The 20545-nt window shown below is 40.6% G+C and carries 17 protein-coding genes, 2 tRNA genes and 1 pseudogene; 11 read left to right on the top strand and 9 right to left on the bottom strand.

Going from position 1 to position 20545, the window contains the following annotated elements; all coding sequences use genetic code 11:
* The first annotated feature begins 71 nt into the window (after positions 1 to 71).
* Positions 72 to 749, top strand: coding sequence for a DUF1345 domain-containing protein (locus RMB03_RS01870; protein ID WP_005037062.1), 678 nt, complete (start codon positions 72 to 74; stop codon positions 747 to 749).
* A 56-nt stretch (positions 750 to 805) separates the two neighbouring features.
* Here the strand turns inward: RMB03_RS01870 and RMB03_RS01875 are convergent, their stop codons facing one another.
* The 4 genes from RMB03_RS01875 to RMB03_RS01890 form a co-directional block, all read right to left on the bottom strand.
* Entirely contained in the window at positions 806 to 1411 is a 606-nt protein-coding gene (locus tag RMB03_RS01875) for a glutathione S-transferase family protein (RefSeq protein ID WP_231764144.1), read from the bottom strand.
* Positions 1412 to 1460: 49 nt separating this feature from the next.
* A complete protein-coding gene (locus RMB03_RS01880; protein WP_198079074.1) occupies positions 1461 to 2153 on the bottom strand; it encodes a YafY family protein in 693 nt (230 codons plus the stop codon).
* Positions 2154 to 2226: 73 nt separating this feature from the next.
* Entirely contained in the window at positions 2227 to 2901 is a 675-nt protein-coding gene (locus tag RMB03_RS01885; RefSeq protein WP_311073431.1) for an HAD-IA family hydrolase, read from the bottom strand.
* Positions 2898 to 3830 (bottom strand): RluA family pseudouridine synthase, encoded by a 933-nt coding sequence (locus RMB03_RS01890; RefSeq protein ID WP_311073433.1) that lies wholly within the window; start codon positions 3828 to 3830, stop codon positions 2898 to 2900. The genes RMB03_RS01885 and RMB03_RS01890 overlap by 4 nt, the downstream gene beginning before the upstream one ends.
* A 721-nt stretch (positions 3831 to 4551) precedes the next feature.
* Between RMB03_RS01890 and RMB03_RS01895 the strand changes: the two genes are divergently transcribed.
* The 4 genes from RMB03_RS01895 (at position 4552) to RMB03_RS01910 (ending at position 10222) form a co-directional block, all read left to right on the top strand.
* Positions 4552 to 7896, top strand: a complete 3345-nt coding sequence (locus tag RMB03_RS01895) for an Rne/Rng family ribonuclease (RefSeq protein ID WP_311073435.1) — start codon at positions 4552 to 4554, stop codon at positions 7894 to 7896.
* Between the two features lie 191 nt (positions 7897 to 8087).
* Entirely contained in the window at positions 8088 to 9929 is a 1842-nt protein-coding gene (locus RMB03_RS01900; RefSeq protein ID WP_005037075.1) for a long-chain-acyl-CoA synthetase, read from the top strand.
* A 120-nt stretch (positions 9930 to 10049) separates the two neighbouring features.
* A tRNA-Lys gene (locus tag RMB03_RS01905) sits at positions 10050 to 10125 on the top strand.
* A 21-nt stretch (positions 10126 to 10146) separates the two neighbouring features.
* Positions 10147 to 10222: transfer RNA gene (locus RMB03_RS01910), tRNA-Lys, on the top strand.
* Between the two features lie 63 nt (positions 10223 to 10285).
* Here RMB03_RS01910 and RMB03_RS01915 read toward each other — a convergent pair.
* Positions 10286 to 11182 (bottom strand): LysR family transcriptional regulator, encoded by an 897-nt coding sequence (locus RMB03_RS01915; RefSeq protein ID WP_311073438.1) that lies wholly within the window; start codon positions 11180 to 11182, stop codon positions 10286 to 10288.
* Positions 11183 to 11294: 112 nt separating this feature from the next.
* On the opposite strand from RMB03_RS01915, the gene RMB03_RS01920 reads away from it, so the two are divergent.
* Entirely contained in the window at positions 11295 to 12050 is a 756-nt protein-coding gene (locus RMB03_RS01920) for an SDR family oxidoreductase (protein ID WP_003654681.1), read from the top strand.
* Positions 12051 to 12095: 45 nt separating this feature from the next.
* Here RMB03_RS01920 and hemW read toward each other — a convergent pair whose 3' ends face one another.
* Positions 12096 to 13250, bottom strand: coding sequence for a radical SAM family heme chaperone HemW (gene hemW, locus RMB03_RS01925; protein ID WP_311073441.1), 1155 nt, complete (start codon positions 13248 to 13250; stop codon positions 12096 to 12098).
* Positions 13251 to 13366: 116 nt separating this feature from the next.
* On the opposite strand from hemW, the gene RMB03_RS01930 reads away from it, so the two are divergent.
* Positions 13367 to 13828 carry a DMT family transporter gene (locus RMB03_RS01930; RefSeq protein WP_005037083.1) on the top strand — a complete coding sequence of 154 codons (462 nt, stop codon included), beginning with the start codon at positions 13367 to 13369 and terminating at the stop codon, positions 13826 to 13828.
* A 32-nt stretch (positions 13829 to 13860) separates the two neighbouring features.
* Positions 13861 to 15207, top strand: coding sequence for a multidrug efflux MATE transporter AbeM (gene abeM, locus RMB03_RS01935; protein WP_311073446.1), 1347 nt, complete (start codon positions 13861 to 13863; stop codon positions 15205 to 15207).
* 33 nt (positions 15208 to 15240) lie between these two features.
* Here abeM and RMB03_RS01940 read toward each other — a convergent pair whose 3' ends face one another.
* Together RMB03_RS01940 and RMB03_RS01945 are read right to left on the bottom strand one after the other, a co-directional pair.
* The gene (locus RMB03_RS01940; RefSeq protein ID WP_311073449.1) at positions 15241 to 16491 is read right to left on the bottom strand and encodes an acyl-CoA dehydrogenase family protein; all 1251 of its coding nucleotides are present in this window, start codon (positions 16489 to 16491) and stop codon (positions 15241 to 15243) included.
* A gap of 32 nt (positions 16492 to 16523) precedes the next feature.
* Positions 16524 to 17771, bottom strand: a complete 1248-nt coding sequence (locus RMB03_RS01945) for an SfnB family sulfur acquisition oxidoreductase (RefSeq protein ID WP_005045016.1) — start codon at positions 17769 to 17771, stop codon at positions 16524 to 16526.
* A 256-nt stretch (positions 17772 to 18027) separates the two neighbouring features.
* On the opposite strand from RMB03_RS01945, the gene RMB03_RS01950 reads away from it, so the two are divergent.
* From RMB03_RS01950 to RMB03_RS01960, 3 genes are all read left to right on the top strand, one after another.
* Entirely contained in the window at positions 18028 to 19326 is a 1299-nt protein-coding gene (locus RMB03_RS01950) for an AarF/ABC1/UbiB kinase family protein (RefSeq protein WP_004640943.1), read from the top strand.
* 99 nt (positions 19327 to 19425) lie between these two features.
* Positions 19426 to 19680 (top strand): type B 50S ribosomal protein L31, encoded by a 255-nt coding sequence (locus tag RMB03_RS01955; protein ID WP_003654672.1) that lies wholly within the window; start codon positions 19426 to 19428, stop codon positions 19678 to 19680.
* 251 nt (positions 19681 to 19931) lie between these two features.
* A complete protein-coding gene (locus RMB03_RS01960; protein ID WP_311073453.1) occupies positions 19932 to 20264 on the top strand; it encodes a HopJ type III effector protein in 333 nt (110 codons plus the stop codon).
* A gap of 158 nt (positions 20265 to 20422) precedes the next feature.
* Here RMB03_RS01960 and RMB03_RS21030 read toward each other — a convergent pair.
* Positions 20423 to 20518, bottom strand: a pseudogene (locus RMB03_RS21030) (hypothetical protein); the annotation flags it as partial.
* Positions 20519 to 20545: the final 27 nt, after the last annotated feature.

Below are 20545 nucleotides of genomic sequence, written 5' to 3' on the forward strand. Positions count from 1 at the left end.
AAACTGGATATTATTTTCACCATTTAATAAAAAATAATATATTTACCATATAGTAAAAGGAGATTAGGAAAATGGTTGCAGTATTTCAACATCTTGGACGTAGTGTACGAAACCGCCCTCACTTCTTTATTGCTTTATTCATGGGGTTTATCACAGCAATGATTCTGACGTGGTTAACTTCATGGCAATGGTCAACGATTTTATTAGTCAGCTGGAATGCTTCTGTTAGCGTATATCTATTATATATTTTGCAACTTATGAAAAGTTGCGATCATTCAAAAATGCAACAGCAAGCAAAAAAACAAGATGAAAGCAAATGGGTCATTATGCTGATTGTTTTATTGGCCTTAGCCATGTGTTTAGTGGCTATTCTAATACAACTTTCACAGCTTCCTTCTGAGAGTTCTGCAAAGCTAGGGCACGTAGCTTTAGCTTTATTAACAATTGTTTCTGCATGGCTGTTTATGCATAGCGTTTTTGCTCTACATTACGCACATGATTTCTATATGGCTTTGTCTAGAAATGAAGAAAATGGCGGTTTAGATTTCCCCGGAACAGAACACCCAACTTATCCCGACTTTTTATACTTTAGTTATATTATTGGTACCTCTGCTCAAACTGCCGATGTTTCGATTACCACCAAACATATGCGGCTTTTAAATTTATTTCACGCCGTGTTGTCATTTGGTTTTAACACCACAATTTTAGCGATTTGTATTAACGTTGCTGCTGGCTTTCTTACCAACTAACTTCTTATTTATAAAAACAAAAAGTCATCCGTTTGGATGACTTTTTAGTTAAAAGCTTAGCTGGAGAAAACCGCACCTAACGCTTGCAAACTTTCACGCTGCTTAATTGCTTCAACATAACGTGTAATGGCTGGATGTGATTCAATCGCACCCATTTTCAATTGCCATAAAAGCATTGCTCCAACACTTACATCTGCTGCGGTAAATTGTTCGCCACACACATACGGATTTGCTTCACTCAAGCCTTGCACTAAAGCTTGGTAAGCATCGTTATAATCACCATAGCCCACAAACATTTTTTGCTCAGGAGATACCTCTATTCCAAGGGCTTTATCAACACCTGCAGCTTCCCATGGACCTGCCATCACAAATAACCAGCGATAGTACAAACCACGTTTAGGATCATCTAATGCTGGAGCCAGCCCCTTGTCGAAAAATTTATCAGCCAGATAAGCACAGATCGCGCCTAGCTCATAAATCACCACATCACCATCCACCAATACTGGCACTTTTCCAAAAGGGTTAATTTTTAAATATTCCGGTGTTTTCATTTCAGTCTTATATGCAACTTCAATGCGTTCACATTCAACACCTAATTCGACTAAAAGCCAGTCGATCACAACACCACGCGACTCTTTGTTAGTATAAAGTTTAAGGCTCATTTTTATGGCTCCTTGTTTATCGTGGGTCCTAGTCTACAAAATCTCTTTGTCAGTTTTTGTCAGTAGTCTGCGATTCTTGTGCCCACCACTGCTGAAATAGTTGTTGCTTAAATGATGGGTATAATTCTTGGCTTAAACTCAGCTGTTGAATACGATCGAGTCGAAAATGTCGAAAATCCTGCCTGAGTTCACACCACGCGGCCAACAGAATTTTGTCATTAAAGTATCCCAAAGCAAAAGGCCACAAGGTTCGAACACTACTTCTTTGCTGCTCATCATGATAATGCATCGAGATTTTGACTTGCTGCCGAATGGCTAAACGCACCTGTTCGACTCGATTTTCATCCACAGGCAGCCATGTATTAAACGCTCTTAAGGTCGTTTGCTGTAATAAATATTGCCGATGTTCAGGTAAAACAGAATTCAATTTAGCTAATACTGATGTAGATGCCGATTGTAACGATTGATCTGGCACACTCTTCAACCAGTACAATGCCAAAAAAATAGCTTCTACTTCATTTTCATTGAGCGTCATTGGTGGTAATACAATATCTTCTTTAAGCTGAAAACCAATACCTGCCGATGCCTCAATTTCTACGCCCTGCTCACGTAAACTATCAATATCCCGATAGATACTTCGCACACTAATTCCCATACGCTCAGCGAGAACTTGCGCAGTGACTGGGTAACGGGCTTCACGGAGTTGTTGTAAAAGATTTAATAGGCGAATAGAACGGCTCATATCTCTCTTCTTATTGTTTTATTTAACTTTAGTTCAGGGGGAAATCAATTCCCCCTTTTTGTATTATTCTAAATTAAGCCACATCTATTGTAGGTAACTGAGCATAACCGTTTAGGAAGCGATGAAGCTCTTGAACATCCTTGGCAATCGTTAAAGGCTGGAATTGTTGCAGCACTTCAATCGAATGAACTCCATAACCAACACCAATTCGTGGCATGTCTAACCGCTGAGCCATCTCAAGGTCATAGCTACTATCACCAATCATTACCGCACGCTCAACACTCACCCCAGTGACCGTTAATATTTCTTGCAACATGAGTGGATCTGGCTTCGATCGAGTTTCATTGGCTGCCCGAGTCACATCAAAAAGATGAGTACTTTGTGTTTTTGCTATTACACGATCTAACCCACGACGGTTTTTACCCGTTGCGACTGCAAGTTTTAAACCTTGAGCTTTTAAGTCATGTAAGAGCTCTGCAATACCATCGAACCATGCGTCATTTGTAGAGTTCGCAATATAGTGATCGCCATACGCTTTTAAAATTGAATCATGCAACTCAGGTGCTTCTGGGAATAAGGTTTGCATGACTTCAGGCAAGCCTAAACCAATAATACTTTTTGCGGCTTCATCGGTTAAAGGTAATTCATGCTGCTCTGCTGCATGCTGCAAGCTAGCAACGATTTGCCCAACAGAGTTATATAAAGTCCCATCCCAGTCAAAAATAACTAATTCAGTTTTTAGACTCATTTTGCCACTCTCAAAGCCTTTAATAACTGGGTCATATCTTCTGGTAACGGTGCTTCAATCGGTGGATAACCCGGAATATCTAAACGCATCGCATGTAAGCATAGACGACGTGCTTCAGGACCAGTGTACGTAGTAGTGTGCCCATATTTATCATCGCCAATCAACGGGTGTCCAATGCTTAAACCATGCACACGGATCTGATGAGTACGACCTGACAAAGGTGACGCATGGATTAATGTTGCATTTTTAAAGCGCTCTGCTACAACCCATTCAGTTTTACTTGGTTTGCCATCTTTAGTCACACGTACACGACGCTCGCCATTTGCCAGTTCATATCGCAATAAAGGCGCATCAATCAGTTGTTTATCTAGGCTTACTTGACCTTTAACAATCGCAGCATAGGTCTTACGAATTTTGTGCTCACGCAACATATCTTGTAGTAGTTTTAAAGTGCTACGTTTTTTACTAATCATGACCAGACCTGAAGTATCACGGTCAATACGATGAATAAGTTCTAAATATTTTTTGCCGGTCGCTGCGCGTAATGCCTCAATCAAACCATATGCCATACCACTGCCACCATGGACAGCAATACCTGAAGGCTTATTGACAACTAATAGACCTTCATCTTCATAGATGATACGGCTTAACAAGCTTTGTGCTACATTGTCACTAACAGGAGCGGTTGTTTCATCTTTTTGTTCATAACGAATTGGAGCAACACGAATCTGATCACCAATCTCAAGTTTAGTCTCAGCTTTAACACGTTTTTTATTTACTCGAACCTGACTTTCACGAATCAAACGATAAATACGACTTTTAGGTACACCTTTTAAACGCGAGAACAGGAAATTATCAATTCGCTGTCCTGCTTGATGTTCATCCACCTCAAACCAAGTGACACTTTGCCATTGCTGTGTAGAATTCATACTAATATTTAAACCTGAAATTTTGCTAAATTTGATTAATAAATGACCGTTTAGCTTAGTTTTTTCACAAGAAATCTAAGCTTAGCCCATAGGCAGATGCTGCAAGGTTTGATATAGTCAGCGCACGGATACCGCCGTAAGTGAACATCTAATAGGGAATTTCCCTGATTGAAACCTCAATCAAAATGATGCTTTCACCATCAGCTCGGATAGGTCCTAAAGAATTATGCCGACGCCGAAGGCTTATTATATCGGCAAAATGACAAACTGTTGCGTTTAATTCAGTTTGTTCAAAAAAATATGTTACCAACTCTAGTTGGTTATGGAACGTAAACTGATACACATCAGACAAATCGCTCCTTAATGTTGCCTTCAGGCTAAAGCGTTGATGCATTGGAACTGCCGAAAGCACCGATACGATGAACATTCCGTATCAAACTTCTAAAAAGAAGTCACTTCGCGCTCAATGACAGTGAAAGTCATTAACCAATGTACCGCTCACCCGCCAGTGAAGCACTAAGGAAGTCCGATTTAAAGGTTGAAGCAGTATTGCCTACATCACAGACGAGAATCGAAGTTCAGGCTAAATGTAGCCGGTAACAGATGACTCAGACCACAAATATTTTGAGATCTGGGAAATGATCCGTCATGTTCGATGTTCGTTCAGAACCTTTAAGTTTGTGCGATATGTTTGTGTGGGTCACTATTAGGTGTCACACCCATGAAACGTATGTTGATTAATGCAACTCACGCAGAAGAAGTCCGCGTTGCACTTATCACTGGTAATCATCTTTACGATTTTGATTTAGAAAATCGTACCCGAGAACAGAAAAAATCCAATATCTATAAAGGCCATGTAACCCGCGTAGAACCTTCTTTAGAAGCTGTGTTTGTTGAATATGGCGCAGGTCGTCAAGGCTTCTTGTCTATGCGTGAAATTGCGAACAGCTATTTCCAAGCAGACCCGCGACAAACTTCAAACATTCGTGAACTCATCACTGAAGGTACTGAATTACTTGTTCAGGTTGAAAAAGAAGAACGTGGTAACAAAGGCGCAGCCCTTTCTACATTCATTTCACTTGCAGGACGTTATTTGGTTCTTATGCCAAACAACCCGAAAGGCGGTGGTATTAGCCGTCAAATTTCAGGTTCTGTACGTGAAGAATTAAAAGAAATTTTAGCTTCTTTAAATTTACCTCGCGGCATGAGTGTTATTGTGCGTACCGCAGGTATTGGCCGTACTCAAGAAGAATTACAGTTAGATTTACAACATTTGCTTGACCTTTGGGCACAAATCCAAGGCACAGCAAGTTCTGGCCCGTCTCCAATGCTTGTTCACCAAGAAGCTGGTGTAGTAACTCGTGCTATCCGCGATTACTTACGTGATGACGTTGCAGAAATTTTAATTGATAGTGAACAAGCCTATAACGAAGCGTATAACTTTGTTAAAGCAGTTATGCCTCGTCAATTAGACAAACTTAAAACTTATACTTTAAACGAGCCATTATTTGCTCATTTTGGTATTGAAAGCCAAATTCAAACTGCTTACGAGCGTGAAGTAAAACTTCCTTCTGGTGGTTCAATCGTAATTGACCAGACCGAAGCTTTAGTTTCAATCGACATTAACTCTGCGAAATCGACTCGTGGACATGACGTTGAAGAAACTGCGCTTAATACAAACCTAGAAGCAGCAGAAGAAATTGCTCGCCAACTTCGTCTTCGTGACATTGGCGGTTTAGTTGTGATCGACTTTATTGACATGACTAAAGAACGCAACCAACGCATGGTTGAAGCAAAACTTCGTGAAGCAACACAAAGCGACCGTGCGCGTATCCAGTTTGGCCAATTATCTCGTTTTGGCTTAATGGAAATGAGCCGCCAACGCTTACGTCCATCACTTGAAGAAGCAACTGGATATGTTTGCCCACGCTGTCATGGCACAGGTATGGTCCGTGACTTACGCTCACTTTCGCTTTCAATTATGCGTAAAGTAGAAGAAATTGCACTTCGTGAACGTCATGGTGAAGTACAAGTAGAAGTTCCTGTTGAAATTGCAGCGTTCTTACTCAATGAAAAACGCCATAGCCTTGTTTATTTAGAACAAACTTCTAGTGTTCGTGTGACTATTTTACCTCACCCACACTTAGAAACACCTCATTATGAAATTCAGTACAATCCAGATGGATTTGCACCATCTAGCTATGAGCGTACTGAAGCAACTCGTTCAAGCGAGAAAGAGTTAGGTTATGAATCTTCTGAATGGCACTTAGAAGAAGCAGATCATGGCCATACTCATGCAGCTCCTGCTGCAAACAACACAGCTGGTCAAAAGAAAGTAAATCAACCAGCTCAACCTTCTACTGCTCAACCAAGTACTCAAAAAGCAGCGAGCCCTTGTGCATGGTTAGAGAACCTTTTTGTTCAAAAACAAGCTAAAACTGTTGACCAATCTCGTTCGGCACAGAACGCTGCTGCGTCAATTGAACAAATGGTGAATACTGGCGCTGTCAGCCGTGGCCAGTTTGGGCAAGTCGTAGTACCAGCAGTTGCTGAAGTTGTTTCGGCGCCATCTAACAATGCTTATATTTCGCAATCGCCTGCTAAACAGGAAGTTCGTGAGAATGTTGAAAAAGACGAGAAAGTACAACAACGTCCAAACAACAAAAAACGTAAGCACAAAGAGCAACGTGAACAACATCACCATACTCAAGAGCCACAACAACAGCAGCAACAACCACAACAGGTTCATGAAGAAGTTGTACAGTTATCACGTCAAGAACAACGTGAGTTAAAACGTCAACAAAAACGTCCGCACCCTGATCAGCCACATCCACAACATCAAAATGATGGACAACAAACTGAAAATGCCGTGCCGCGTCGTGACCGTAATAATCAACAACGTCCGAACCGTCCAAATCGCCACCGCGATCCAAGCGTATTAAATGAAAATCAAAATGCGCCGGCACCAGTAGTTGTTGATGAGAAACAAATTAAGGTTGATTTGATTGATGCTCCAAAGCATGAAGTCATGAATACAGCCTTAGTGATCAATGTTGATCAGGCACAAAGCGAAATTATCGCTTTAACTCCTGAGCAGCCTGTTAAACGTACTGAAACAGCACCTGTTGTTGAAGTCGTTCAAGAGCCAGCTCCAGCACCTGTTGCTGTTGTAGAAGAGGCAGTAACTGCTGAAGCAGAAGAAACTCCTCCTCCTCCAGCACACAACAAAAATCAACCGCAAATTCAACGTGCGAGTAATGATCCTCGCATGCGTCGCCGTGAACAACGCAACGCAAAACGTGCTAAAGCTGCGGTACCGTCTATTGCCCCATCGCAAATTCCAACTTTGGCGCAATACACAATTGGTAGCTTGATTCGTCATGTTTATGGTGAAGACTGCACAGTATTGATTGAACAGTTTGGTTTAGTTCCAACGTTTAATCGTGCATTGCTAAAATTTGCAGAACAGTACGCAAGTACTCTAGTAACAGAAGTTGCGTCTGATGCTGAAGACAAGAAGCCTGTTACTCGTGATGCAGAGCTTCCAAGCAACAAACCATCACAAGAAGCAGAGCCTGCGCCTGTACTTGCCTTAACGCCACAAAAAGAGTCGACACCACGTGTTGCTAATGATCCACGTGAGCGTCGTCGTTTAGCAAAACTTGCTGCTGAACAAGCTTTTGAGCAAGTTAAACAACAACACTCTGCACCAGAAGAAGCTGCTCCTGTAGCTCCGGTTGTTGAAGAAACTGTTGTTGCTCCTGTTGCTGAAACGCAAGCACCTGTTGAGTCAAAACAACAACCGCTTGAGCTTGATCAGGTGGCTGAAGTAGCGCAAAGTGAAACAAACGCAGAAGAAGCACCAGCGACAACTGTGGTTGAAGCTCCGGCTGTGAAACAACCGAGAGCGAAAGCCAAAGCAGCCACTGAACAAGCTGTAGCACCAGTAGAAGCTAATGCAGAGGTTGAATCAGAAGATTCTAAGGCAGATCTGGACAAACCAAATCGCCCTCCTCGTCGTCCTCGTGGTCGTCCACCAAAGAAAGCAAATCCTGTAGCTGAGTAAATCATTTGCTCAATTGCAGCTAATTTAAACAAACCTAGTCATTTCGATGACTAGGTTTTTTTTGTTATTTTTAACCAATTAGGTTGATTGCACTAGAAGAAAAGTTTTAAAAGCATGGTGAACCATGAAAAATACTGTACTTTTGCCAACGCAACCTTTTTTGGATTGATCGAAAAATAAATAGGATTGATATGAGCCAGACAACACAGACCGATATCATTACGCTTGGTGATGTTGCAACAAGACTTCCTAGCTTCATCCCCAAAGTACCCCATATCCTGAATGGTCTTAAACAGGCTTACTTAAGAACAGCAAATACACCAACGGGATTAGGTGTAGCTTTTGAAAAAGCTGTTAAGCGAAATCCGCAAGGTATTGCATTATTATTTGAAGATCAAAGTTATTCTTATGAAGCTTTAAATGAATGGGCTAACCAGATTTCTCACTATTATCTATCTCTCGGGGCGCGTAAAGGTGACGTGATTGCCGTAATGGTTGAGAACCGTTCTGAGCTTATTGCCACGATTGTAGGTTTAGCTAAAATTGGGGTAACTATTGCGCTGGTTAACACTTCACAAGTCGGTAAAGTGCTCTCTCATAGCATTAACCTTGTAAAGCCAATTGCTTTAATTGCTGGGGAAGAAGTTCGAACTGCAATTGATGAAATCCGTCAGGACCTAAATGTTCCTAAAGATCGTTTCCATTGGTTTGCAGATCAAGCTACACGTCAAGATCAGGGAACAGCGCCTCAAGGTTATGCCAATCTTGCAAAAGAAATTGATCAGTTTCCAAAATTTAATCCATCAACCACAAATTCTGTTCATGGAAATGATGGTCTATTTTATATTTACACATCTGGCACAACAGGTTTACCAAAAGCTGTTGTTTTCAAACATAGTCGCTGGACGCTGGCATATGGCACCTATGGGCACATTTTGAACCTTGGTCCAGATGATGTGATGTATGTAACCTTACCGCTTTACCATGCAACAGGTGTGGTTGTGTGTTGGTGTGGGGTGATTGCGGGAAGTTCTACCCTTGCAATTCGACGTAAATATTCAACCAGTGCGTTCTGGAAAGATGTTCAGAAATTTAATGCCTCTGCAATTGGATATGTTGGAGAGCTTTGCCGCTATTTAATGGATGCCCCTACTACAGAAATTGACCGTGCCCACCGCGTAACCAAAATGATCGGCAATGGCATGCGTCCAAACATCTGGGATAAGTTCAAACAACGCTTTGGTGTCCAAGAAGTTCTTGAGCTTTATGCATCAAGTGAGGGTAATGTCGGGTTTAGTAATATTTTTAACTTTGACAACACCGTAGGCTTCTCTCCTATGCCATACGCGGTCATTCAGTTTGATAAAGAAAAGAATGAGCCTGTACGCGATAAAAATGGCTGGTGTAAAAAAGTTAAAGCAGGTGAAGTTGGTTTGCTTGTAGGCAAAATTACCAGTCGCTTTCCTTTCGATGGCTATACCGATCCTGAAAAGAATAAATCTGTGATTATGCAAGATATCTTTAAAAAAGGTGATTCATATTTTAATACAGGTGACCTTGTTCGTAATATTGGTTTCCGTCATGCTCAGTTTGTTGACCGCTTAGGAGATACCTTCCGCTGGAAAGGCGAAAATGTATCTACGACTGAAGTTGAGAACATGGTTTGTGAATACGACAAGATCGCTGAAGCAGTGGTCTATGGTGTAGAAATTCCAAATACCAATGGTCGTGCTGGTATGGCAGCAATCACACTTGCTGATGGTGCTGAGTTAAATGAGTCTGATTTAACAGAAATGGTAACGATATTTAAAAAATGCCTACCGGCTTACGCAGTACCCGTGTTTTTACGTGTGCAGGCTAAAGTTGAAACAACAGGTACTTTTAAATATCAAAAGAATAAATTGAAGGAAGATTCGTTTAATCCAGGCAAAACTTCTGAACGTTTACTCGCTTTATTACCTGGTGCGAACAGTTATTGTGACGTCACAACTGAAATTTTTGACAATATTCAGGCATATAAATACCGTTTTTAGTTCATTTTTTAGCTAAACAAGAGGAAATCGTGCTTTTTATAGGCAATCATGCAAATGTTTTTGATTTACCTCTTGTGTTAGTTGAATAACTTGCTAAAATACGCGACATCAAAACGATACGGGTCGTTAGCTCAGTTGGTAGAGCAGCGGACTTTTAATCCGTTGGTCCCGCGTTCGAGTCGCGGACGACCCACCACTTATCTGTTTTGACCTATTTGGGTCGTTAGCTCAGCTGGTAGAGCAGCGGACTTTTAATCCGTTGGTCCCGCGTTCGAATCGCGGACGACCCACCAAATTCTAAAAAGCCTCTCACTGCGAGAGGCTTTTTTTATTGTTATCGTATTTTAGTTTCATGACTAAAAGATGACGATACATTTCTTATATAAAACCTCTTTAACCCATTCCATAAAAATTTCTAACCGTTTAGGAATATAACTTCGGTTCGGATATAAAATATTAAGTGGCAATGACTGAGCAGTATATGCACTTAGCACTTCAATCAGAGTTCCTTGCTCAATTTTATCCTGAACATCATAGTAAGGTAGTTGAATAATCCCTAAGCCCGCACAAGCCGCAGCAATATAGGCTTCTGTATTATTCACACTCAAGGCACTGTCCATCATCACTGTTCCATCTTGATATAAAAATACGCCTTGTTTTTCCCCTACCGCTCCTGCGTAGTTAATAAGTTTGTGCTGAGATAGATGTTCTAATTGTTCAGGAATACCATAATGTTCCAGATAATCGGGACTTGCACAGTTCACCATAATCAAGTTGCCAACGAATTTCGCGATCAAACTACTATTGTCTAGCTGCCCCACCCGAACAACACAATCAATCCCTTTCTCGATCAAGTCAGTGATGTCATCAGAGCTATTCAGTTGTAAATGGATATCTGGATAGCGGCTATAAAAATCGGGAAGTTCTGGAATAATGACTTGATGCACGATTCGGCTGGGCATTGAAACTTTTAGTGTGCCGCGGTAATGCTGCTTTTGCGTCTGTATAAGTTGTTCTAATTGCTCATAATCAAATAATAGATTTTGACACTCGGGCAATATCCTTTGCCCATCTTGCGTAAGACTTACTTTACGAGTGGTGCGATGAAATAGCCGAACACCATAGTGAGTTTCCAACTGTTGAATAGCACTGGTCACTGTCGATCGAGGTAAATCGAGCTGATTTGCCACTTCACTAAAGCTTTGTCGTTTAGCGACTTCCGTAAAAATAAAAAACTGCTGCAACCGATCCATTTAATTGTTCGTATTTTCTGAATAGTTAAACCAAACTAGCACAATTGATCAAAAATTACCGCCAATCTAGACTAAAAACACATTAGAACAAGTCATCATAGGAACAATCATCATGGCAACTCATACTCTTAAAGATAAAGTTGTACTGATTACAGGCGGTGCAAAAAACTTAGGTGGACTCATTAGCCGTAAATTTGCAGAACAAGGTGCAAAAATCGCAATTCACTACAATAGTTCGGAAACTCAAGCTGATGCAGAGCAGACGCTCGCAGATGTAACAGCTTTAGGCGTAGATGCCGTTTTAATTCAGGCAGACTTAACGCATATTGATAATATCGAAAAGCTCTTCTTAGACACCAAACAGCATTTTGGTGGAATTGATATTGCTATTAATACGGTTGGTAAGGTTTTGAAAAAATCCTTCTTGGAAACCACAGAACAAGAGTTTGATAGCATGAGCGATATCAACTCAAAAATTGCCTATTTCTTTATTCAGTCGGCTGGTCGACATTTAAATGACGGCGGAAAAATCTGCTCAATCGTTACTTCGCTTCTTGCAGCCTACACTGGGCTGTACTCAACCTATGAAGGCTTAAAAGCCCCTGTTGAGCATTACACCCGCGCTGCATCAAAAGAATTTGGAGATCGCCAGATTTCTGTGACTGCTGTTGCACCTGGACCTATGGATACACCGTTCTTTTATGGTCAGGAATCTGCCGAAGCAGTGGCTTATCATAAATCAGCTTCAGCTTTAGGCGGGCTTACTAAAATTGAAGATATTGAGCCATTAGTTCGCTTTTTAGTGACCGACGGTTGGTGGATTACTGGTCAAACTATTTTTGCAAATGGTGGCTATACCACTCGCTAAAATAAAAAAGCCGCATCTGATGACGCGGCTTTTTAGTTTGTTTAATTATAAAAATTCTTCAAGCACTGAGTTTAAGAAAATATGGCCTTGCTCAGTACAAGCTAAACGGGAAACATCATCTACCAGTAGTTTTCTAGCTCTTAGAGAAGTGAGTACCTCATTTAGATCATCCAAGCTTAAACCTGTACGTTGTTCATATAACTCACCTTTTACACCATCATTTAAACGCAAAGCATTCATCATGAACTCAAATGGTAGCTCTTCTGCTTCAATCTTTTTCATTTGCAAATGTTCAGCTGGAACCTTGGCTAAATAGTCTTTTGGCAAACGCGTCTTTTGGAAACGGTACACCCCATCTGGTCGTGTAACTTTGCCATGTGCGCCTGCACCAATCGCAAGATAATCGCCAAATTCCCAATAATTTAAGTTGTGTGTTGAAGGCAACTCTTTACGCCATGCCGAAACTTCATAATTTATAAAGCCATTTGCCTTAAGATATGCCTCACCCTGCTCTTGAATGTCTTCTAGCATTTCATCCTGCGGTAGAACAGGTTGGGTACGAAAGAAAACGGTATTAGGTTCAATAGTGAGTTGATACCAACTAATATGTGTTGCGCCACTTTCTACAGCTAACTGTAGATCGTAAAGCGCCTGTTCTAGCGTTTGCTCAGGTAAACCATGCATTAAGTCTACATTCACTCGCTTAAAGCCAGCCTGTTTTGCTTGTTGAATCGCTTCAATTGCATTATTTGCAGAATGAATACGTCCAAGCTTTTGCAAATGATTGGTATCAAAGCTCTGGACTCCAATAGACAAGCGGTTAATGCCTGCCTCTAAATATCCTGAAAACGGGTCATGCTCTACCGTTCCTGGATTTGCCTCTAAGGTAATTTCACAGCCATCTTCAAACTTAAGCAATGATTTAAGCTCTGCAAATAGCCACACATAACCCTGTGCCGAAATGAGTGAAGGTGTTCCACCACCAATAAATACACTGTGAATCGAACGCCCTTGTGCCATCTCTAGTTGAGTTTCAAAGTCAGCTACCAAAGCTTTTAAATAGGTTTGCTCGAGTTCTGAAGAAAGTGCTCCGTCTGGTACGGCATGCGAGTTAAAGTCACAATATGGACATTTACGCACACACCAAGGCATGTGGATATATAAAGATAAAGGGATAGAAGCAGGGTTTAATACAGCCAAGGAACAGGTCCAATTTACACAATATTTCTATTTTAACATGACTGCATCAATGGGCTTATGAAAACATACCTTAATTGCTTTAGACTGTTTTTAAAGATACTTAAATACTGATAAAAATGATGAAATTCTCTAGCCAATTTTTCCTATTTTTGCCCTTAGCTCTGGGAATCGGTATTGCCATGGCTTTTCAAACTGCCATCAATACCCAACTCAGAGAACAGTTGCACACCCCTTTACAAGCAGCCCTCTTATCCTTTTTAGTAGGAACTATTGTTTTAGCAATCATGGTTTTCTTTCAAAGTGCCGAGAAGCCAACTTTAAGTGAAATATCAAATATTCCATGGATTCTATGGACTGGGGGATTCCTTGGGGTTTATGCAATTAGCATGAGCATTTATACTGCACCTAAACTTGGTTTTTTAACCTTTTCAGGTTTAGTCATTTTTGGACAATTGCTCATTTCAATGTTGCTTGACCATTTTGGTTGGTTAGGTACAGAAAAGACACCTGTTACATGGCAACGGTTTCTTGGTGGAGTCATCATCTTTGTCGGTGTGCTACTCACTTTGCAGCGTTAGCTTCATTTTTATATTTATAAAGAGTACCTTTTGTGTCGAATGTCACATCTTTTCGGTCTGAACTAAAACAACTCTTCCACTTAATGCTACCGATTTTAATTACCCAGTTTGCTCAAGCAGGATTCGGGTTAATTGACACTATTATGGCTGGGCATTTATCTGCAACCGATTTAGCAGCAATTGCTGTAGGGGTCGGTTTATGGGTTCCAATCATGCTCCTGTTCAGCGGCATTATGATTGCAACTACACCCTTGGTAGCCGAAGCAAAAGGCGCAAGAAATACAGAGCAGATCCCTGTCGTTGTTCGTCAGTCATTATGGGTTGCCGTCATTTTAGGTGTACTGGCAATGCTCATTTTGCAGCTTATGCCGTTTTTCTTGCATGTGTTCGGTGTACCAGAGAGCTTACGACCTAAAGCAAGTCTATTCTTGCATGCAATTGGTTTGGGTATGCCAGCTGTGACCATGTACGCAGCGCTACGTGGCTATTCAGAAGCATTAGGCCATCCACGCCCTGTCACAGCTATTAGCATGTTAGCTTTAGTTGTATTGATCCCTCTTAACATGATTTTTATGCATGGATTAGGACCAATACCTGCATTAGGTAGCGCTGGCTGTGGTTTTGCAACATCCATTTTACAGTGGTTAATGCTGATTACTTTAGCTGGTTATATTTATAAAGCTTCGGCTTATCAAAACACGTCTATTTTTGGCCGATTTGATAAAATTAATATGGCTTTAGTTAAAAGAATTTTACAGCTTGGTTTACCAATCGGCTTAGCTGTGTTCTTTGAGATTAGTATTTTTAGTACAGGTGCATTGGTCCTTAGCCCACTTGGAGAAGTGTTTATTGCCGCACACCAAGTCGCAATTTCCGTTACCTCCGTGCTGTTTATGATTCCGCTTTCACTTGCGATTGCCTTAACCATCCGTGTCGGTACTTATTATGGTGAAAAGAACTGGGCTGCAATGTATCAGGTACAAAAGATTGGTCTGAGCACAGCAATATTTTTTGCCATATTAACCATGACTTTTATTGCTCTAGGCCGTGAACAAATTATCTCGATTTATACTCAAGACTTAAACGTAGCTCCTGTTGCGATGTATTTACTTTGGTTTGCAATGGCATATCAGTTGATGGATGCATTACAAGTAAGTGCCGCAGGCTGTTTAAGAGGTATGCAAGATACTCAAGCACCTATGTGGATTACGCTTATGGCATATTGGGTAATTGCTTTCCCTATAGGACTTTATTTGGCGCGTTATACCCATTGGGGCGTGGCTGGTGTGTGGCTGGGTTTGATTATTGGTTTAAGCATTGCTTGTGTTTTATTACTCTCACGGCTTTATTTAAATACCAAACGTTTAAGCCAGACCTAATAAAAAAGCCGATGAAACATCGGCTTTTTTATTTTATGCAGACTTTGCCCGTGGGCTTGCTCCAATTTGCCAGACAAAAGGCAAATCAGTACGGTTCACTTCCCAATCACCAATCACTTTTTCTTTATAGATAAGTGGATTATGTGAAGACACTGTTCGCGCATTACGCCAGAAACGGTCGAGTTGCTTGACCTGACTACTTGCTGACGCGCCTAAAGCATTAAATAATTGGCTGGTTAAATCCAGTACCAAGTTAGAAATCACCACCTGCCCTTGTGCGGACTCAAGCTCAGCATCTACATTAAACTGATGTTCTTTCACCTCTAACTCACTAAAGTGACTTTCATAAGCCTTTTGTAAAGCTTCTGCTGTTTTTAAGGTAATCGCCTGACTTGCGTAGGCTTGAGCAGAGGCTTTACCCACCACTTGTAAAACTTGTGGATCGTGACGAACCAGATCACCATTACCATGACTAAAAATACGTTTTCGCTCACGAATTTCTTGGCTAAAAGTTTCTACAGCTGCCTGCGCAATCCCGGTTAAGGTTGCAAGGTGTACCACCTGATAAAAAGCAGTCTGATATTTAAAACGTTGGTCAAATGGAATGAGATGTGAAGCTGGTAAATGAACCTGATGTACTTTTAAGGTACCACTGCCCGTTGTCTTTTGACCAAAACCATCCCAATCATCAATCACACTTACCCCTGTTTCATGGCGATAAATAGCAGCAATTACATGGCGATCATTCACTTCATCATAAGCAAATAGGTCTATCCAATCTGCAAAGATACTTCCAGTTGAATAGTACTTTTCACCATTCACCACCAAGTTGCCCGAAGCATCTTTGGTAACTCGTGTAACGACGTCACCTATCTGTACATTTCCAACTTCGGTCCATGCGTTCCCGACCAAATCACCTTGTACAAAACGCTGAAACCAAACCTCCTGCGAATGCTGTTTATGGGCAACTAAACGGTCTTCAACAAAAGCGAAGTGTCCACGCAAAGCTTGCACAATATTCGAGTCTGCTTGTGCTAACTCTGCTAAAAGCTGGAAAAGTTGCGGTAATGACACCCCATCTCCACCATATTTAACAGGTACACGTACCGCACCTAATTTCAGTTCTTTTAACCACTGAATCGGTTCAAAAGGTAAGATTCGTTCTTTTTCTCGTTGAATTGCACCTTGAGCAATTTTTTCAAAAACTGGACGAAATCTACTCGCTACCTTTTCATAATCAGCGCCTACAGACAGTTCTTCTAATTCAATTTGGTTAATTGTCATCTTTATTCTCCTAATCTTATTTTTTCTTCAATTTAACTCCATGCATGACGGGGCGGGTGGACGCCATTGAGGTAATAATTACCGACAATGTGATATTTCCAGCGCACCGGATCATGCAAGGTATGGGTACGTGCATTACGCCAATGGCGATCCAGATTAAGCTCAGATAAAGTGGAACGCGTTCCCGACAATTCAAAAAGCTTATTGGCAGCTAAAATTGCAACTTCAGTGGTGAGTACTTTTGCTTCGGCAACCAGTAAAGTGGCTTGGTTTACATGTTCTTCGGAAGTATCGGCAATTGCTTGATCAATCGCATCTCCTGCCAAATCCAATACGGCTTCTGCTGCACGAAGTTTTATTTTTAAATCACCAATGTTCGCAATCGTATATGGATCATCGCTCGCTTTTTCCAAACCTGAGTCGACCCATGCGCGGCTATGATTTTTGACATAGTGAATTGTTTCTTCAATTGCACCACGCGCAATACCTGCATCGACAGCAGCTTGAATAAACTGTGAAATTGCTCCCGCTGGTGTTGGTCGCTCGAAAGCCTGATAAATCGGAACTAAGTATTCTTCACGTACTGGAACCTGATTAAGTTCAACAGTGCCACTGGCTGTGGTTCGTTGGCCAAAACCAGACCAGTCATTAATAATATTCACCCCTGACGTTTCCCGAGGGACTAGTGCTGCATAAGGCTGCCCCTGTTCATTCACCGCGACAATCGGAATCCAATGTGCAAGTAATGCGCCTGTTGCAAAGAACTTCTTGCCATTAATTTCATAACCGTGCTCGGTCTTTCGTAATGTTGTAGTGAGGTCAGCAACCGTTTTACTATGTTTTTCCGAAAAGGCATTTCCAAAACGGATTCCTCTTAACACTAAATTAAAGAAGAACTGTTGTTGTTCTGGGCCTGCATCAAGACGTAAATGTTCAATAAAAGCCAAATGATTTTGAGGAAGCTGCGCAAGAGATGGGTCAACACTCGCAATGGTTTTTATGACCTCAGCCAAAGTTCGATATTTGACTTGTGCACCACCAAACTGCTTAGGAACTGTAATGGCCCATAAGCCACTTTGTGAGAACTGTTGAATTTCATTTAAGGGTAAACGGCGCTCTCTGTCTCGCTCTGATGCCTCTTGTGCAAACTCTTGGGCAAGTTGTTTTGCAACCTCAATTGCCTCTTCATCGGAGCGAATAATATGCGCATCTTTTGACTGCTCAAATACAGATAAAGGAACTGCTTGAGATCGTCCATGGGCCGAATTTAAACTTGTCATCGCTTTTGTTATCTCTATATTTATTTAACCTGTCATTCACATTAGCACTAAAAAAATAGAGACTTTATAGATATTAAAGCTTTGTTTATGAAATGGATTTTCACAAGCTTTTCATATTTTTTACTATAAAAATAACATTTTGTTTTTCGAAAATTTTCTTACATGAGATAAACAATTTCGTATAGGCTTTTTAAGCTTTGTCACCTATGATCAAAACTAAGCAATATTATGTTGTAGTCAATGAGGTATCGAAGATATGGCAAAGAATGCAAGTTCACCAGGCAAACGTTTTATGAAACTTGCAGGAATGACCGCGAGCATTGCAACGAAAACCGTTTCTAACTCGATTCGAAACTTGACCGCAGATGAAGAGCAAAAGCTGGCTTCAAAAACCAAATTATTTCAGGATATTGGTTTGCAAATTGCCGACACCTTAGGAGAAATGAAAGGTGCCGTCATGAAAGTCGGGCAAATTGCTTCGCAATATAAAGATATTTTCCCACCCGAAGTCGCTAAAGCAATTTCAAAGTTACAACGCCAAGCCCCAGCCATGCCTTTTGCCGCGATTCAACAGCAAATTGAACGAGAGCTTGGGAAACCGCTTAATGTGGCTTTTAAATCTTTTGATAGTGAACCTTTTGCTGCTGCATCGATTGGGCAAGTTCACAAAGCTACTCTGCCTAGTGGCGAACAAGTCGTGGTTAAAGTGCAATATCCAGGTGTTGATGAAGCCTGTGAAAGTGACTTAAAACAAGTACGTTTAGCTCTTCGCTTAATGGGTGTACTTAAAATTGATAAAAAGTTGCAGGATCAGCTTTTTGCAGAAATTCAGGATAGCCTTTCAGCAGAACTCAATTATGAAATTGAAGCTCAAAATCTTGAGGTCTTTAAAACATTCCATAGTCAGTTAGATGACAAAATTATCATTCCCACTGTTTATAAAGATTACTCTTCAAGACGTATTTTGACCCTAAGCCTCGAACAAGGTGACAGCATTGAAACTGCAAGTTCTTGGCCGCTCGAAATTCGAAATACAATTGGAAACCGCCTAATACGTGCTTTAGGTCAGGAAATGTTCTTTTTAAAACGTTTTCACTGTGACCCTCACCCTGGAAATTTCGCTTTCCGCCAAGACGGCAGTGTAATTATTTATGACTATGGCAGTGTTAAAACACTTTCAAATGAAATCGTTCAGCACTTCAAGCGTTTGGTGAATGCAGCTCGCCATGAAAATATTGATCTGATTGAAACAGAGCTACTCGAACTACATTCCCTTGCTGAAAAAGGCAAGTTCCCAAGTGATCTGTATAAGCTATGGATTGAAGTGTTATTACGCCCGCTTAATACCACTTATGATTTTGCCGAGAACTCATCACATCATGATGGCATGTTGCTTGTGAAAAAATCTTTAAAGTATTGGGATGTCTTTAAACCTTCACCAGATACGCTGATGGTCAATAGAACAATTTCAGGACACTACTGGAACCTGATTCACTTAAAAGTACATGACAATCTCAGTGATTTATTTGAAGAACTGGTCCCGCCATCTAGCTAATTAAATTTTGAGTCAGTGTGACCTTTAGGGGGTACATTGACTTTTTAATTGTTATGTTATAACATTTCTTTAATCAAAAATAATTTAGGACAATCTCTCATGCGTAAAGATATTCATCCTGCTTATCAACAAGTGTTATTTCATGATACCAATGCAGATGTGTACTTCTTAATTGGCAGTACTCTCCAGACGAAACAAACTAAAGAATATCAAGGTCAAGTCTATCCTTATGTCACCCTTGATATTTCAAGTGCATCACACCCTTTCTATACAGGTGAAGTACGTCAAGCAAGTAACGAAGGCCGTGTTGCAAGCTTTAATAAACGTTTCGCTCGCTTTAATCGTAAGAGTTAATCTTACGTTAAGGTTTGATCAATACACTTAAATCATTGGAAGCCTAAGACTATCTCCTCCACTTAGGCTTCTTTTTTTATGTCCGTTTTTTCGATCTTTTTATGTTGTGTATAAAAGAGAACTTATCCACAACTTATGTAAAAACTATTCTTATTTTTTCCACAACTCATCAATTTTTTGTATTCGCCAAGCTTTCAAAGCTTCTATTCGATGCTATGCTTAAACTCTCATTTGATAGGAAGTTTAAGATAATGGCACAAGAGTTACTTGCCCAATTACAAGCAGGCACAGCAAAATTTTCAGACGTTTTAGCTCATATTGAAGTACGCTACCAACATACTCCAACAGCTTTTCAAAATGGTGCACAGCATAACGCTGCTACTGAAAACCAAGGCAGTGCAAAAGTTTTCTCTTTTGCCAAATTACAAGATTTAGACCAAGCACAAACTTTAAGTTTATTTGCAGAACACTATGCATCTGTATTGGCTACACCAGAGGGAACTGATCACCAAAATATCCGTCAATTTATGCAAAATGGTTGGGATGGTGTGAAGTTTGAAGGTCAGGCTTTAGCTGAAAAATAATAAGCTTTATTAGGTAATCCCTCAAATCATAGGATTGTCACAACAGAGTTTTTTCAGTTAGATTTTATACCTAGATTAGCCTTCGGCTCGACCTACTTTTCTTTTGGGAAAAGTAGGCAAAACCATTTTCATCAACAGAACCTGTTATCTGTTTGCACTTATCCAATATTTTGCAAAAACAATATATCTCTGATTTCAGTCAGGCTGTTGATGACTTTAACGCGTATCAAATCAAAGAATAAATCAGATAATTTTCTTTTTAAAATTTAAATAATAATTAG

Origin of the sequence: Acinetobacter sp. V91_7, from assembly GCF_031799075.1 — a bacterium.
In the GTDB taxonomy this organism is placed as follows: Bacteria; Pseudomonadota; Gammaproteobacteria; order Pseudomonadales; family Moraxellaceae; genus Acinetobacter; species Acinetobacter calcoaceticus.